This window comes from Legionella cincinnatiensis (genome assembly GCF_900452415.1).
Classification (GTDB): Bacteria; Pseudomonadota; Gammaproteobacteria; order Legionellales; family Legionellaceae; genus Legionella; species Legionella cincinnatiensis.
The window spans coordinates 3,984,134-4,000,928 of sequence record NZ_UGNX01000001.1; the positions used below are offsets into that span (position 1 = coordinate 3,984,134).

Here is a 16,795-nt window from a genome sequence, read left to right on the forward strand (position 1 = left end):
ATTAATTAGGACAGGGTTTTTCTCATAAAGTGACAATCCCTATCTTCAACCCATTTTGATACGGTGCCTATACATTTAAATCCTAATTTTTCATAAAAAGGGCGTGCTTGAAAATCAAAAGTATCCAATTGAATGTAGCGACACCCCTTTATTTTACTGAACTCTTCAAGCTTCAAAATTAATTTTCTACCTAATCCCTGATGACGAAAGTCTTCATGAATCCATACTAAATCAACACGCGTATATTTTCCTTTATAAAAACCCGTTAATCCTGCAATAACGTTTGATTGAATATCTTTTATATAGATGGTAAATGGCTGGGAAGGATTCGCGCCAAAAAATGGAGCGTTATAATCAATTATCCCTTTTTTTATGACCGTATTAATTGCTGAATTTTCAGTTTCATCAATAAAAATAGGTTCATTTGCTATGTTCTTCATGTGAATCATCCTCAAAAATTGATTTGTAATGCTCAATTGTAAACATTCCATTACTCCTCATACTCATAATTAAAATATTTCTATTTAGGACAATAGGCTATAAGATTAAGAAGACTTATTGAACTAGATGAAACAAAAATAAATTTATGAATAAAATGGACACTATCTCTTCAATAGACATGAAAAAATGCTGTGGAATTCAAAGAAAAAAACAGGGAAGAGGCTTTGTTTATTACACCTCTAGAGGTAAAAAAATAAGTGATCCAAAAGTTTTAGAACGCATAAGATTACTCGCCATTCCTCCTGCCTATACTCATGTGTGGATATGCCCTAATGGAAATGGACATATTCAAGCCATAGGGCATGATAGTAAAAAGAGGAAACAATATATTTATCATCCTCTCTGGGTAGAGAAAAGACAAGAATGTAAGTTTAGATCATTGTTAGATTTTGGTTATTCTCTCTCCTTACTAAGAAAGAAAATTAATGATGAAATTCATAAGCCGCCTACTCTCGATAAGAGTCAAATTATTTGTGCAGTACTTTTTTTAATTGACAATTACTCAGTAAGAATAGGAAATGACATTTATGCTAAAAGCAATCAAACCTATGGAGTTACTACCCTTAGAAAAAAGCATATAAAGTATCAGAAAAAATTCGTTTCATTTAAATTCTTAGGAAAAAATAAACACCTTTGGAATTTTGAAGTAACAGATGAAAATATGGTTCAAATTTTAAAGCGGTGCGATAACATTCCAGGGTATAAACTTTTTAAATATTATAATGAACAAAAGAGCATACAGACTATTACTTCTCAAGATGTGAATGAATACTTATATTCCCTAACCCAACATAACTTTACAGCAAAAGATTTTAGAACTTGGATTGCTACGAGAGAGTTTTTTTCACGTGTTATTTCTCTCTTAGATAAAAATATAAGAATGAAGTATATAAAAAATAGCCTGCTGGAAGTTGCTACCTTATTAGGACATACACCTACTATTTGCAAAACAAGTTATATTCACCCTCAAATCTTAGAATGGCTAAAGACTGGAAAATTAATGCAATGGAAGCTTAAAAATAAAAAGTATATTAAAACTAAGAGCATAGAAGAGATGTTGCTGCTTTGGTTAGAGGAGCTGTATTCGTCTGATAAGCGTCACGGTTAAACAATTGAACACTTCCGCTCTTTAAACAAATCCCTGACAAGACTTTTGACCTAATCTATCGCTTTAAGCGGCCTAAGTACATTGATGGTGCCGCTTCTTTAATGAATAATAGAGAAAGTAAAAAATAAAATTTAGAAAATAAATCCGCTTATTTCAGGCCTAATGACTCTATGGGCTCATTAGTTTCCTCGAAGGGAATAGTGTTGCGGGCATTTTTCACCGCTACACCTCGAGAGAGGAAGAAAGTAATTACCCGATTATTTGTCAATAAATGTTTTAGTATTTTTGCTATTTAAACAGCGATAGGCCTCAACAAGATATTCCATAAAAATTTTATGGTGATAAGACATATATTGGTTACGAGGATGAATTAACCACACAGTGAGCGGTGGGCAACGATAGTTTGCTAAAACTTCCACTAACTCCTCTTTGTGGAGATGATTTTGAAAAAAATAGTGCGGGAGGCGAGCAATTCCTATGCCTTCCATAACAGCCTCCAATGCTAAAGCAGAATTGTTGACGCGTAAATTTCCCGAAGCAGTGACAGAGATTAATTGATGATTCTCTTCAAAATCCCAGATTTCGCCTTCATATAAATTAATTTGATGAATAATACAATTATGATGAATCAAATCATGAGGATGTTCAGGTATCCCATGGTGCTGGAGATAATGAGGTGAAGCACAACAAATTAACTGATGATCAATAAGCTTTTGGGATTGTAAGGTGCGGGTGTGAACTTCTTTGTAACGGAAATAAAAATCAAAAGTATCCTCAATGAAATCGGGATAAATATTACTTTTGAAATAATTAATTTTAATCAGGGGGAATTTTTTAATGAATCCCGAAATAATGGGGATTAATTCCATGTAGCCTGAATAGGCAGCAATACTGAGATGAAGCGTGCCTTTGGGCGATTTAATTTTATCCGCAATACTCTGGTGCAATTCCGACACTAATCCGGTAATCATTTGAAAGTGTTGATAACAATACTCGCCATAACTCGTTAATGAAAATCGCCTGGTATTACGGTTTAAAAGAGTGACACCCAGGGAAGCTTCTAATTTAGCAATTTTTCGAGTGACCGATGCAGGAGAAATATTTAACACATTTGCTGCTTTATAAAAACTATTGCTATCAACCACTTGTATAAACACTTGAATCTCAGAAATCATACCACATCGATTATTGCAAAAATGAAATAATATATTACTGAAATAAGCTATTGATTACAAATGAAAAAAAATAAAAAATATCCTGGTTTTCAACAACAAAAGGACAATATGGATATGTTAAACGAGCAAATTTCCAAGCATACAAAAGAGACGTTTTCACCTAAAAAAATACGCAAATTAAGTGAAACTTTCTTAAAACAAGGGATGGTTAAAATACCTGATGTGGTTAGCAATGAGCTTAAAACGCTTGTTCATGCTGAAATCCATCAATTATTAAAAAAATATGCCGAACGCCGTGATTTGATTTTAAAAACCACCGACAATACCCCGCGTTATTTAAGCGTGGTCCGAAGCGAGCTCATTGCAGAACATAGCACTTTCTTAAGTGCAGTCAGAGAGTCGCCGGCATTATTGCAATTTTTGGCGATGCTTTGTCAAGAGCCGCTTTTCACCGATGTGAAAGAAGATGAAAAATTTGTCATCACCAAACAAGAGTTCAGTGGTGATACTCATGGGTGGCATTGGGGCGATTATGGTTATGCTTTAATTTGGATTGTAGAAATGCCGCCAGTAGATTGCGGTGGGATGTTGCAGTGTATTCCTCATACCAGTTGGGATAAAGAGCAACCTGATGTCTATCAATACCTTTGCGATCATCCTATTAATACTTATTCTTTTGTTCCCGGTGATGTGTATCTCTTAAAAGCGGACACCACTTTGCACCGCACGGTTCCCTTACGCTACGATGCAACGAGAATCATGTTGAATATGACTTGGGCAAGTATCCGTGATACGAATAAAAGTTCTCATGAGGTGGATGACCGCTGGTGGGATAATGTGAATGCAACGGCGGCTCGTCATGTCGCATAAAGTCAAACTGGCTGATCCCGCTGTTTTACAGCGGGCAAAGCAGCAATTATTGCGTTACCCTACTTTTGCCGATAAGCGCCATCACTTTATAGAGACTATCCATTGTAATCAAGAATGGCGCATGCAGCGGTGTATCAATTTGGTTGCTGCAGAAGGTCCGTTGAGTCCAACAGCAAGATCTTTATTGTCTGGCGATCTATGTATACGAACAGCAGGAGGCCATATTGGAGCGAAGCAGCGTTATTTTGCCGCAACTCAGTGGATTGATGAAATGGAAGCTTATACTTATGAGAGCATCAAATCACTCTTTCAATGCCAATTTTGTGATTTTCGGCTTATTGGCGGCACCCAGGCTTGTCAAGTGGTCTATTCTCTCCTTACCAAACCAGGCGATACGGTCATTGCTGTTATGCCGGAACAAGGCGGGGATTCAAGTCATAGTGAACAAAGTATGCCGGGGTTATTACAACTCCATGTAATACCTATGCCTTTTTTGGAGGATAACCTTAGCATTGATCTAAACCGGCTGGAACAATTGGTTGACCAGTATCATCCCACACTGATTAGTCTGGGATTATCGGTGTCTTTATTTGAGCTGCCATTGCAAGCGATACAAACCATTGCTCACCAGCACGGCGCCAGGGTTTTTTACGATGCAGCCCATGAATTAGGATTAATAGCCGGAAGATGCTTTACCAATCCTTTTTTACAAAAAATCGACGTAGTGAGTGGCTCCACGGGAAAAACATTCAGTGGCCCTCAAGGCGGACTTTTGTTATGGAATGATGAAACGCTTAATACGCATTTTTCATCATTGATCTTCCCAGGTTTTGTCGGTACGTACCAGTTAAATCGTGTTGCCGCATTAGGGCTAACCGCACTGGAATTTTTAGAGCATGGAAATGCGTACATGTCACAAGTTATTAAAAATGCCCAAGCATTGGCTCAATCTTTAGATGCCTATGGGATGACGGTTTGGGCAAAAGAAAAGGGGTTTACTCAATCTCATCAAGTCCTCCTTGATATGACTGCGTATGCAGGAGGGTGGCGTGCCACGAGGAGATTAGAGCACTGTGACATCATTGGAAATCCTGTTTTCGTTCCTGGAACAGCATCTACTTTACTCACAGGCTTAAGATTAGCAACCACTGAAATGACGCGCCGAGGCATGAAGGAACCTGAAATGAAAATTATTGCGAATCTTATCGCCAGGGCATTGTGCACGGATGAGCCAAGCAGTCAAATTGCGCATGATTCAAATAGTCTGGCTGCCTTGTTTCAAACAATCCATTACTGTTAAGGATAACAAAATGACTTACTTTTTAATGATGGCTATTTTATTAAATATAATGCCTGGCCCAGCGATGTTTTACGTAATGCATCACAGTATGCAAAAGAATAGCCGCAGGACATTATTGTCGCTGTTCGGAATTGAGTGTGGTACTTTTATGCATACTATAGCGGCTACCCTTGGCTTAACCGTTCTGCTGCTTAAAATTCCCTTCTTTTTGATAGGAGCCAAATATTTATGCGCTCTATTTTTAATTTATCTTGGAGTATCGGCCTTAAAAAAGCAAACATTAAAACCAGCAAACAATTTCTCTTTAACCAGCAAAGATTATTTTATCTTTTGCAAAGGTGTAGTGATTAATCTTTTGAATCCTAAAGTTCTTCTTTTTTTTATAGCCATTTTACCACAATGTATCACCATTGAGGCCTCTGATGCGAAATATCAAATTTTTGTACTCGGCTCCCTATTTTGTCTGTTTGGCATCCTTATTCGGGGAATAATTAGTATCGCCCTGATGATTACCTTACCAAAACAGCGAGCAAATCCATCAGAAAAAATATCCTGGTTGGATAAAGGCATGCATTCTTTATTTATTTTATTTGGAGTTATCTTATTAACTTGGCCTAAGTAGTGTTACAAATTGGGCAATAAATGTGTCGGTTCTAACCCAATAAATTCGATGATTAGCCATAATCTTTCTACTCTTCAGGTTTTTTGCTGAGAATGTTCTATTATATATAGAATAACCTCCGCTGCCCTTATTCAATGGTTATTCAATTGTTGGAAGTATAAATATGAAAAACTTATTAACCGATTTGATAGTACAAAGGTTGAATGAAGCTAAAGACGATTTGAAAAAGCAATTTTTCTTTGAACATCCCATAAAAGTTGCTCACTTTTTCGCTCTTGATAATCTTCTACCGACTGAAATTGCAGAAAAAATATATGAAAATTTTCCTAAGCCAAAACAAATGCGCTTATTAAATAATTATGGAGAATTAAAGTTAAAATATAGCTATGTAAAGCGGGAATCCAGTTTATTGCAAGATCTTCATTCTGCTATTCAAGATCCGAAGGTTATTTCTGTAGTTGAAGAAATAACTGAAATTAAAAATCAAGTTCCTGATAAAACACGTCTTGCTGGTGGAATTAGCACTCTACTTAAGGGTCATTATATAAATCCTCATCTAGACAGTTCGCATGATGTGGATGGAAAGCTCTATCAGGCAGTAAATTTACTTTATTATGTTTCTCCGAATTGGAAACTCGAAAATGGTGGTAATTACGAAGTATGGGATGAAGAAATAAAGAATTGCATTGTTGTTCCGAATTTTTTTAATCGTTTAGTGGTAATGGGAGCAAGTCGAACAGCTTGGCATGCAGTTAATCCCGTTTTATGTAATGCACCTAGATGTTGTGTATTTAATTACTTTTATACTGAAGACTCACCTGAGGGTGAAGAATATTTTCACAAGTCCACCTCTTTATTGTTTAATTCATTAATTAAACCACGTCCTGAACAAAAAATTCGTCGTGCTATTAAGGACATATTACTAAAAAAGATATGGTGAGGACATCTATAAATAATTTAAAAGGCCCCCACTGATTTTTAAAAAAGCAGCTTTAGGCAAACTCAACGGAAGAGTTTACCGCCTACTTTAATTGATCTTGTGAATTTACGGATAAACTCGCTCAGAGCTCCTTCGGCGCCGGCGATTCGAAATCCTAATTCCATCGCTTATCCATAATTGGCGTGAGCTAATATCTTTTAAATATTTGTTATTTTACTTTCTTTATAAACTTCAGAAATTCGTGCACCGTCCCAAATATATCTTAAATGACATCCTTGCATAGGTAGAGTAAGTGCGGGAGGTCTGAATATAGCCATACACAGACCATTTAAATTTCTTACACTTGGATAAAGTAAACCCCAGTATTTTTCTTCATGAATTTTTTTTCCAAACTCCTGACTTTTCTTATAATAAGCTGGGTCTGAATTTAATAAGCCTTCATACTTTTTATTGGTAATATCTATTAAGGGCTTTTTTATCTTCGCAATATACTCTCTCATGGATATAGTGCACGGTTTTTCATTTGATGCACTATAAAACCTTTCTCGATGGAAGCTCGTTTCTTTGATTGCTGTTTCAAGTGATGAGGCAGCATAATAAACACCAAAACTACCATCACTAAATCGTGATTCAAATCCAGTATGTGTAAACGCAGCCATAACAGGAGTCGCTCCTGGGCCGCTGAGCCAATCCTCTTTATCTATCAAATTTATTTTCCCATACTCTGCAAGAATTCTTTCATTAGTCAGCCCCTCAAGAAGAGCAATTTGTTCGAGCTCTTCTGCAGAATCGGCCCAATCAAATAAAGTGATTGGTGGAAACTTGGAAGGTATCAGTCTATAAACCTTTTCATTAAAATTAATAAAGGGATACATCCTAATAGCCCCTCCAAAAATCCAGAAATTTTCTTACCTCTGCAAGACGAACCATTCCCCCTTCCAGCATATATTCTTTTGGAGTTAAGCCATTAAAAGGAGGTAAATTATTTTTACGATTAATCCATGTTCTAGCTTGCTCCCCATCTTCGAACAAAATACGTAACGATTTATAAATTCCTAAAAGGTAAGAAACACGCTCTTTTTGATCTCTATTTAATTTTGCTTTATGAGAAGTATAGGTGGAACGAGGCATATCCCCCATTAAAATGCGGGCTTCACTTTCTTTTAAATCAAAACGATCTACAAGATTAGTTAAGGACTTCCATACAATTTCATCGGGTATGTTTTGTAAAGAACGGGTATTAGTTTGCATAGTAAACTCCTCGTACTTTTATTATACTATAGCACGCATGGAGACAAAATGTCCACAAAAAGACATTTTACTCGATAAATTGTTAAAACGATAGCTTATTTATAAAGTGCCTACTTCATTTTGGATGATGTCTGCCGTGACGTTGATGAAATACATAATACAATCCGGGCAAAACAAGTAATGTTAAAAACGTCGATGACAAAATCCCACCAATCACGACAGTTGCTAAAGGTCTTTGTACTTCAGAGCCGGTCCCTGTTGCCAAAGCCATAGGGACAAAACCTAATGAGGCAACAAGAGCAGTCATTAACACGGGACGAAGACGCATAAGAGAACCTTGCAATACTGCGTCCTTTAAATAAAATTTCTTTTGTTCGTGCAGTTTATTGATAAAGGTAATCATTACTAAGCCATTTAATACAGCCACTCCAGAAAGAGCAATAAATCCAACACCTGCTGAAATCGATAAAGGAATACTACGGATCCACAAGGCAAATACCCCACCTGTTAAAGCAAGAGGAATACCTGAAAATACTAATAATGCATTTTTTACATTGCCAAAACTCATAAACAACAGTAGAAAAATTCCAATTAATGTAATAGGAATGACTATTTGCAACCTGTGAGAAGCGGATTGCAATTGTTCAAACTGTCCTCCCCAAGTAATCCAATAACCACTGGGTATTTTAAGATTTTGTTCGATACGTTGTTTGGCATCATTTACGAATGAACTTAAATCAATACCACGAACATTTGCACTCACTACTACACGTCGCTTGCCAATTTCACGACTGATTTGATTAGGACTTTCACTACGCACCATTTTGGCCACTTCACTTACAGGAATATAATGACGTACACCATCTTTAGTAGGAGGCAATGGAATAAAAATCTGTCGCAATACATCAGGACTTGAACGTAAAGACTCGGGCAACCGAACGATTAAATCAAATCGTTTATCTCCTTCAAAAAGCTCTCCACCTTTTTTTCCACCTGTGGCAATCACAATAGCATCTTGGACTGCGCCAATTTGTAAGCCATATCTCGCTAAGGCATCACGATTAATTTCTACGGTTAACAGAGGCAATCCACTTACCTGTTCTACCTTGACATCTGCAGCCCCAGGTACTTTTTTAAGTTGAGTACTGATATTTTCAGCAATATCCAATAAAGTATTCATATCATCGCCAAATACTTTAACAGCTACATCACTACGCACTCCTGAAATTAATTCATTAAAGCGCATTTGAATAGGTTGTGTAAATTCGTAATTGTTACCTGGAATTTGCTTCACCGCCTCTTCAATTTCCTGTACCAGTTTTTGTTTGGTTTTCTTAGGATCAGGCCAGTTTTTCCGTGATTTTAAAATAATAAAGGTATCAGCAACATTCGGTGGCATAGGATCAGTGGCCACCTCAGCGGTCCCCAGCTTCGCAAATACTGTTTTGACTTCAGGAAATTGTCGCACACGTTGCTCAACCAAGTCTTGCATCTCTATGGCTTGGGTCAGACTCGTTCCTGGAATACGCATGGCATGCATCGCAATATCGCCTTCATCAAGGCTCGGGATAAATTCCCCTCCCATACGAAAAACAATTAAAAAACTAATCATCACTAAGGCTACAGCAGCACTTATAACCCATACTCGAGCGTGAAAACAATACCGTAATATACGTGCATAGCCTTGAGAAATATAATGAACGAGCTTATTTTCCTTTTCTTGTACCTGCCCTCGTAAAAAAATTGCAATCGCAGCCGGGACAAAAGTTAATGCAAATAGCATTGAAGCCATAAGGGCAATAATGACTGTTTCAGCCATAGGCAAAAACATTTTTCCTTCCACCCCTGTCAACGTCAGGATAGGAAGATAAACTACCGTGATAATAAAAACCCCAAAAATACTGGGTCGAATAACCTCCGTAGTGGCATAGGCAATCACCTTCAAACGCTCTTCAAGGAGTAAAAGACGCCCTACCTCATGTTGTTTTTCGCCTAAATGTTTCATGCAGTTTTCAACGATAATCACTGCACCATCTACAATTAAACCAAAATCAAGTGCACCTAAGCTCATGAGATTAGCGCTGATTTTATTGGTCACCATACCTGTAATAGTGAGTAGCATGGATAAAGGTATCACCATCGCCGTAATCAGTGCTGCGCGAATATTCCCCAGAAACAAAAAGAGAATAATACAAACGAGCAATGCCCCTTCCAATAAGTTCTTTTTCACCGTATTAATCGTGGCATTCACCAATACCGTACGATTATAAACGGTGGTCGCCTCCACTCCATCAGGAAGTGACTTGTTGATTGCTTTCATTTTAGCAGCCACTCGTTCAGAAACAGTTCTGCTGTTTTCGCCCATCAACATAGACACAGTGCCTAATACCACCTCTTGGCCGTTTTCAGTAGCAGCTCCTGTGCGTAACTCGGTACCTAAGCCCACTTGAGCTACATCGCGAATTCGTATTGGCGTGCCTTCAAAGCTGGCGATGACAATATTTTCAATATCAGGTATGTTTTGCACTTGTCCAGGAACTCGAATAAGGTTTTGCTCTCCATTATGTTCGATATATCCTGCCCCCACATTTGCATTATTGCGTTGGAGCGCATCAACCACCTCATTTAAGCCTAAATTATAACGGACCAATTTCGCCGGATCAGGGGTAACGTGAAATTGTTTTTCATAACCCCCAATTGTGTTGATTTCAGCAACACCCTCTACATTGCGCAATTGAGGCTTAATAATCCAATCCTGAATTGTACGCAGCTCCGTGGGATTATAACGTTGGGCTTTAGGTACATTCGGCTTATTGGTGATCGTGTACATAAAAATTTCACCTAGTCCCGTAGAAATGGGGCCTAAGGTTGTTTCTGCTTCGGGCGGTAATTTATCTTTAACCTCTTGTAGGCGTTCATTAATTAATTGCCGAGCAAAATAAATATCTGTCCCGTCTTTAAAAACGACGGTAACTTGTGATAACCCATAACGCGATAGAGATCGAGTATAATCAAGATTAGGTAACCCACTCAGTGCTAACTCAATGGGAAAAGTAATGCGTTGTTCTACTTCAAAAGGAGAATAGCCAGACGCTTCCGTATTAATCTGTACCTGAACATTAGTAATATCAGGAACCGCATCAATAGGAAGCCTGTGAAAATTGTAAATCCCAAGCAGAGCAATAATGAGCGTAAACAACAGAATAAACCAGCGATGTTTTAAAGAAAAGCGGATGATTTTTTCCAGCATCTTTGATCCTTAGTGCTCGTGGCTTGCGCCTTCTTTGCCAAGTTCGGCCTTAATATAAAAACTGTTTTTAGTCACATAGCACTGTCCTGCTTCAAGCCCTGATAGTATTTCAACCCATTGCTCATCTCGTTGCCCCAACGCTACTGGTGTTGCTTCGAAATAATCTCCTTGTTGCACAAAGACCACGTCTTGTTCATCCATACGCTGAAGTGCAGAAAGTCGCACTGCTACCGGCACTATTCTCTCTTTGATTATAATTTCACCATTTACATACATACCAGGCAGCCAAAGACGGTTTTCATTGGGGAGAACCGCCCGCGCTAAAGTCGTTTGCGTGTCTTCAATCCCTAAAGGTGCTATATAAGAAATGCTACTGGTCGACTTGGGTGTTCCCTCATCGCCCATTACAATAATACTCATCCCTTGTTTTACCAACGGCGCTTCCTTGCGATATAACGTGAAATCAGCCCAGACATTATTTAAATTAGCAATTTCATAAATAGGTTTGGTGTTTTGCGCTAACTCACCATTAGTGGCATATTTTTGCACTATGGTACCGGTAATAGGCGCAGTGATGTTGTAATTTTGTAAACTTTCATTACTTTCAATGATTGCCAATAGCTCTCCTTTAGTTACTTCATCTCCTAAATTTTTATTCATGGATTTAATAATCCCTGAATAACGTGCATAAATAGGAGCCATTGTGTCGCGATTAGGAGTAATTTTCCCCACTACTTTGAGTTGTGTTTTAATGGTTTGGCGTTGTGCTGTTGCCGTTTGTATCTCTGCGGCTTGAAGCATGGCAGGGGCAAGCTTTACTCGGCCCTCATAAGCTGAATAATGCCAACTGTAGGATTTTTCAGAATAGGCTAATTTAAGCGACACATCAAAGGAATGAGGCTCTTGAATCACTTGCTTACTTTGTAAAAAATTATCAACAGGAACAAAGGTAACTCTCTCTTTTTTTTGATTAAACCGGGTTAGTTGTATGGTGAGTTGGGTGTGTACAGGAGAAATTGCTTTTCCCTTTTGGTAAATATAAGCACGAAAATGAGGAGGCATTCCACGCTCAATGAGCAGCAATTCAAGCGCCAAATCTCCTTTTCTAAAAAGTCGACCGCCCTGAGGTCCTTTTTCAATTTCATGCTGCTCGTCTTCTGCTTGATTATTCTCACTAGCCCACAGAGAAAAAGAACTTGTTCCAAACAAAAAAACAAATAGAAATAAAAAGGGAATGAATATTTTTATAAATTTCATTTACTCTCCTTAGTAGGATGCAATCCTAAAAGTCCAGTGAGTTGAATCAATGCCTTATGGTAATCAGCATGGGCTTGTTGGTAGTGACGCTCTTCTTCATAGAGCGTATTAAGGGAGAGGGATAATTCAATATAGGTATAACGTCCCATTTGATAACCTTCTTGAGCCAATTTGATTGATTTACGTGCTAAAGGCAATAATGAGCGAGTGACTTGTGTTGCCTCATACTCACTTTGTTGAGCCTGTAAGAACAGAGTATAGGTGTTTTGTCGAACATCCAATCGGGTTCCTTGGTATTCATGGGCCGTTTGCGTGTATTGTGCTTCCGCAGTCAGAATTTTTCCTTGATTTCGATCAAACACAGGAACTTGTGCATAAGCAGACATCACTGCAGCATTACTCCCATCATCTGAAAAATGCCGCCCGCCAAGTTGGATATTTAAATCAGGCCATACCGATTTTTTAACGGCTGTAATAGTTGCACGTTTGGCTTGAAGTTGTAATTGCATTTGTTGCAGCTGTGGGCTTTGTGGTAGTTTCTTTAACAACTTATCCCACTTTAATTCTACATCAGGAAATCCCTTATCAATTAACGGTCGCTCTATTCTTAAACCATCACCTAACAACCGAGATAATTTGGCCCTTTGCGCCAACTCATCTCGTACTGCCTTATTTTCTTGGATACGAGCCTCGCCTAAACGTACTTGTGCTAAGCGTAAATCTAATTCAGCGCCAGCACCTGCCTTAACGCGTCGCTCAATAGCAGCCACAATATCTTGATTAAGGCGAACTAATTTTTTAGTCACTTGACGCCATTGCCCTGCATAAAATGCATCAACATAGGCAACTCCAACTGTTATATAAAGTGTGGCTTTTTGAACCTGGATTTGTGCTAAGGATGCTAAATAATCAGCATAGGTGGCCTTTTTTAAATAGCCCAAGCGATTCCCTAAAGGAATAGGTTGGGTCACAGAAGCAGTAGTTTCTGCAGCCTCATAGCTTGAATAAGAACCCGAACCTCCGAAATTTTCAGCAGTTAAGGTCAGTTGTGGATTAGGATAGAGACCGCTTTGAATAAAGTATCCGCGCATTGCTTGTGCTTTCTCTATTTCCGCTTGTAATTCAGGGTTGTTACGATACGCAATTTCTAAGGCTTGTTTAAAAGTAAACGGCTTCGCTGCAAGGGCTTCACTCATCAAAAAGCTCATAGCTATAAAAAGAACAAAATAGAATCGCTGACGCATCCCACAACCATTAAGTAATCTATAAAATATGGATTCCTAGTGTACCTTTATTTTAAATATTGATATAGCCCAATGATACTTCTATAAAACAGCAATTCATTGGCTCCTAAAGGAATCATAAGCTCTGAAATTGTGCCGGGAATTTGCGTTTAGGGAACAGAGTACATTCATTTATGAAAAGTAAGTAGCAACTATTCAATACAGTTGCTACTTTCATTCTGAAATAATTAAAAGAGTAGGTTCTGAATGTATGGGTGTGAGGAGGTCCTCCAGTTACTTTTATTCCCCGGTCCTTAATGTATCAATTAAGCTCCTCAAGAAATTAGCATCACTTCTAATTTGCTGTAAAATTCCCAAAATATACTCCTATAAAACTATAAACCGTGCGAAGTATATAGTTTGAATTAATGCAACGCAATTCAATTGCATACGAGGGCAAATCGCAACTTTTTATCTATTAATATGCTTTTAGTTTAAGGATGACGTGATACAAGAGGATTTTGATGAATAAGAGCTTCTCTTAGAGAAGAATGATAAAAGAAGCTCGTAATAATGCGAGAAGAAATGAATAATTACTTAACTATTTTTCTAACTTTTTGAATCGCACGAATTTGAGCAACTGCTCGTGCTAATTCAGCAGCAGCAACAGAATAATCCATCTCACCGCCTTTATTGGCCATTGCTGCTTCAGCATGAGCTTTTGCAGCAAGAGCAGCTGCTTCATCAAGATGATCAGCGCGCTCAACCTCGTCGGCAAGAACAGTAACACAATTAGGCTGTATTTCCAGCATACCACCTTGAACATAATAAATTTGTTGGCTACCGCCAGGTAAAGTAAGTCTCACTTCACCTGGTTTCAGAACAGTAAGTAGAGGAGCATGACCAGCGGTAATACCTATCTCGCCTAATTCTCCAGTTGCAATAATCATTTCAACTAAACCGGAAAATATTTCATGTTCAGCACTAACTATATCTAAGTGCGTTGTTCTAGTCATATTTGCTTACCTCATAGGGTTTTAGCTTTAGCAACCGCTTCTTCTATGCTACCAACCATATAAAATGCTTGCTCTGGTAACTCATCATATTCACCAGCAAGAATGCCTTGGAAACCTTTAATCGTATCTTTTAAAGATACATATTTTCCTGGAGAACCAGTAAAGACTTCTGCAACGAAGAATGGTTGTGATAAAAATCTTTGAATTTTACGCGCACGAGTCACAACACGCTTATCTTCTTCAGAAAGCTCATCCATACCAAGAATTGCAATAATATCTTTTAATTCTTTATATCGTTGTAATGTCTGTTGGACACGACGGGCTGTATCGTAATGTTCTTGTCCTACAATGAGAGGGTCCAATTGACGTGAAGTTGAATCTAATGGATCAACTGCAGGATAAATACCCAACTCTGCAATTTGACGTGACAATACCACTGTAGCATCTAAGTGAGCAAACGTTGTTGCAGGCGATGGATCAGTTAAGTCGTCTGCAGGTACATAAACCGCTTGAATTGAGGTAATAGAACCTGTTTTTGTTGAGGTAATACGTTCTTGTAACATACCCATTTCTTCCGCCAATGTCGGTTGATACCCCACCGCAGAAGGCATACGACCCAGCAACGCAGATACTTCAACCCCTGCGAGCGTATAACGATAAATATTGTCAATAAATAACAACACATCACGCCCTTCATCACGGAATTTTTCTGCCATAGTCAGACCAGTTAAAGCAACGCGTAAACGGTTACCTGGTGGTTCATTCATCTGACCATAAACGAGTGATACTTTATCCAATACATTAGAATCTTTCATTTCATGATAGAAGTCATTTCCTTCACGAGTACGCTCTCCCACACCCGCAAATACTGAATATCCACTGTGCTCAATGGCGATATTACGAATTAATTCCATCATATTAACGGTTTTACCTACTCCGGCACCACCGAATAAGCCCACTTTACCTCCTTTAGCAAATGGGCAAAGTAAGTCAATAACCTTAATACCTGTTTCAAGTAACTCTTGGCTACCTGCTTGGTCTTCGTACGTGGGTGGCTTACGATGAATAGACCAATGCTCTTCAGCCCCAATAGGGCCTGCATCATCAACTGGACGCCCCAAAACATCCATAATCCGTCCCAAAGTTTTTTTACCAACAGGGACTTGGATAGGATCACCTGTATTTTCAGCTTTTAGTCCGCGCTTCAGGCCATCCGTTGTTCCCATGGCAATAGTACGAACGACACCATCACCCAACTGTTGCTGTACTTCAAAAACCAAATCACCATCAACAAGTTTCAATGCATCATTAATTTTAGGGACATTATCACGGGGAAACTCTACGTCCACAACCGCGCCAATAATTTCTACTACAGTTCCTAAGCTCATTTTATACCCTCTTATAAAGCGCTTGCGCCACCGACAATTTCCGCCAATTCTTGTGTAATAGCAGCTTGTCGAGCTTTGTTATAAGCCAATTGAAATTCTTTAATCAAATCACCAGCGTTTTCCGTTGCATTTTTCATTGCAATCATCTTAGCTGCTTGCTCGCAAGCAATATTCTCAACTACCGCTTGATAAATTTGTAATTCGATATAACGTTCTAAAAGATTATCCAGTAACTCTTTAGCATCAGGTTCATAAATATAATCCCAATGATGTCCCATTGTCTTACTGTCTTCTTCTGATTTTGGCAATGGTAATAATTGTTTCACCACAGGTTTTTGTGTCATGGTGTTCACAAATTCATTGTATACGATGTGCAATGCGTCAATGGTGCCATTGTTAAACGCATCCAGCATCACTTTTACAATTCCAATAAGGTCATTAATACTAGGGGTATCACCTAGATGATCTTTTGAACCGAGAACATTACTCCCAACACGCTTGAAAAATGCCTGTCCTTTACGACCAATAACAGCAAGATCAACTTCTTTTCCTTGCTCTTTCCAACTGCGAATTGTTTTTACAGTTTCGCGGAGTAAGTTAACGTTTAAACCACCACACAAACCTCGATCTGTAGTCACAACAATAAGACCTATACGATTAATCTCGCGATGACTCATAAACGGATGTCTGTATTCTGAGTGTGCACGAGCAATGTGTTTTACCACTGCGTAGATCTTATTAGCATAAGGTTTAGATGCGCGCATTCTTTCTTGAGTTTTACGCATTTTACTTGCTGCTACCATTTCCATCGCACGAGTAATTTTTCGAGTTTTATTAATACTCGAAATTTTCGAACGGATTTCTTTTGCTCCAGCCATATCTCATTTCGCCTTA

At 38.4% G+C, this 16,795-nt stretch carries 15 protein-coding genes; 5 read left to right on the plus strand and 10 right to left on the minus strand.

Annotated elements, in window-relative coordinates; genetic code table 11:
* Nucleotides 1-5: 5 nt before the first annotated feature.
* On the minus strand, nucleotides 6-440 hold the full coding sequence (locus DYH34_RS17350; RefSeq protein ID WP_058464348.1) for a GNAT family N-acetyltransferase: 435 nt from the start codon (nucleotides 438-440) through the stop codon (nucleotides 6-8).
* Nucleotides 441-586: 146 nt separating this feature from the next.
* Here DYH34_RS17350 and DYH34_RS17355 point away from each other — a divergent pair, with 146 nt between their 5' ends.
* Nucleotides 587-1,609, plus strand: coding sequence for a DNA topoisomerase IB (locus tag DYH34_RS17355; protein ID WP_238589454.1), 1,023 nt, complete (start codon nucleotides 587-589; stop codon nucleotides 1,607-1,609).
* A gap of 257 nt (nucleotides 1,610-1,866) precedes the next feature.
* Here DYH34_RS17355 and DYH34_RS17360 read toward each other — a convergent pair whose 3' ends face one another.
* Nucleotides 1,867-2,784, minus strand: coding sequence for a LysR family transcriptional regulator (locus tag DYH34_RS17360; RefSeq protein WP_058464269.1), 918 nt, complete (start codon nucleotides 2,782-2,784; stop codon nucleotides 1,867-1,869).
* Nucleotides 2,785-2,844: 60 nt separating this feature from the next.
* Here DYH34_RS17360 and DYH34_RS17365 point away from each other — a divergent pair, with 60 nt between their 5' ends.
* The 4 genes from DYH34_RS17365 (at nucleotide 2,845) to DYH34_RS17380 (ending at nucleotide 6,516) form a co-directional block, all read left to right on the plus strand.
* Complete coding sequence (locus tag DYH34_RS17365; protein ID WP_238589453.1) at nucleotides 2,845-3,654, plus strand: HalD/BesD family halogenase; 810 nt, start codon at nucleotides 2,845-2,847, stop codon at nucleotides 3,652-3,654.
* Entirely contained in the window at nucleotides 3,644-4,954 is a 1,311-nt protein-coding gene (locus DYH34_RS17370) for an aminotransferase class I/II-fold pyridoxal phosphate-dependent enzyme (RefSeq protein WP_058464268.1), read from the plus strand. The genes DYH34_RS17365 and DYH34_RS17370 overlap by 11 nt, the downstream gene beginning before the upstream one ends.
* 10 nt (nucleotides 4,955-4,964) lie before the next feature.
* The gene (locus DYH34_RS17375; RefSeq protein WP_238589452.1) at nucleotides 4,965-5,576 is read left to right on the plus strand and encodes a LysE family translocator; all 612 of its coding nucleotides are present in this window, start codon (nucleotides 4,965-4,967) and stop codon (nucleotides 5,574-5,576) included.
* Nucleotides 5,577-5,739: 163 nt separating this feature from the next.
* A complete protein-coding gene (locus DYH34_RS17380; protein ID WP_058464266.1) occupies nucleotides 5,740-6,516 on the plus strand; it encodes a 2OG-Fe(II) oxygenase in 777 nt (258 codons plus the stop codon).
* 197 nt (nucleotides 6,517-6,713) lie between these two features.
* Here DYH34_RS17380 and DYH34_RS17385 read toward each other — a convergent pair whose 3' ends face one another.
* From DYH34_RS17385 to atpG, 8 genes are all read right to left on the minus strand, one after another.
* Entirely contained in the window at nucleotides 6,714-7,391 is a 678-nt protein-coding gene (locus tag DYH34_RS17385; protein WP_058464265.1) for an RES family NAD+ phosphorylase, read from the minus strand.
* 1 nt (nucleotide 7,392) lies between these two features.
* Nucleotides 7,393-7,767, minus strand: a complete 375-nt coding sequence (locus DYH34_RS17390; protein WP_058464264.1) for an antitoxin Xre-like helix-turn-helix domain-containing protein — start codon at nucleotides 7,765-7,767, stop codon at nucleotides 7,393-7,395.
* Between the two features lie 115 nt (nucleotides 7,768-7,882).
* Complete coding sequence (locus DYH34_RS17395) at nucleotides 7,883-11,017, minus strand: efflux RND transporter permease subunit (protein WP_058464263.1); 3,135 nt, start codon at nucleotides 11,015-11,017, stop codon at nucleotides 7,883-7,885.
* A gap of 9 nt (nucleotides 11,018-11,026) precedes the next feature.
* Nucleotides 11,027-12,274, minus strand: coding sequence for an efflux RND transporter periplasmic adaptor subunit (locus DYH34_RS17400; RefSeq protein ID WP_058464262.1), 1,248 nt, complete (start codon nucleotides 12,272-12,274; stop codon nucleotides 11,027-11,029).
* Nucleotides 12,271-13,518: a TolC family protein gene (locus tag DYH34_RS17405; RefSeq protein ID WP_058464261.1), complete on the minus strand. Its 1,248-nt coding sequence runs from the start codon at nucleotides 13,516-13,518 to the stop codon at nucleotides 12,271-12,273. Before DYH34_RS17405 ends, DYH34_RS17400 begins: the two co-directional genes overlap by 4 nt.
* A gap of 572 nt (nucleotides 13,519-14,090) precedes the next feature.
* Nucleotides 14,091-14,513 (minus strand): F0F1 ATP synthase subunit epsilon, encoded by a 423-nt coding sequence (locus tag DYH34_RS17410; RefSeq protein WP_058464260.1) that lies wholly within the window; start codon nucleotides 14,511-14,513, stop codon nucleotides 14,091-14,093.
* Nucleotides 14,514-14,524: 11 nt separating this feature from the next.
* The gene (gene atpD / locus DYH34_RS17415) at nucleotides 14,525-15,901 is read right to left on the minus strand and encodes a F0F1 ATP synthase subunit beta (RefSeq protein WP_058464259.1); all 1,377 of its coding nucleotides are present in this window, start codon (nucleotides 15,899-15,901) and stop codon (nucleotides 14,525-14,527) included.
* Nucleotides 15,902-15,912: 11 nt separating this feature from the next.
* The gene (gene atpG, locus DYH34_RS17420) at nucleotides 15,913-16,779 is read right to left on the minus strand and encodes a F0F1 ATP synthase subunit gamma (protein ID WP_058464258.1); all 867 of its coding nucleotides are present in this window, start codon (nucleotides 16,777-16,779) and stop codon (nucleotides 15,913-15,915) included.
* Nucleotides 16,780-16,795 lie beyond the last annotated feature (16 nt).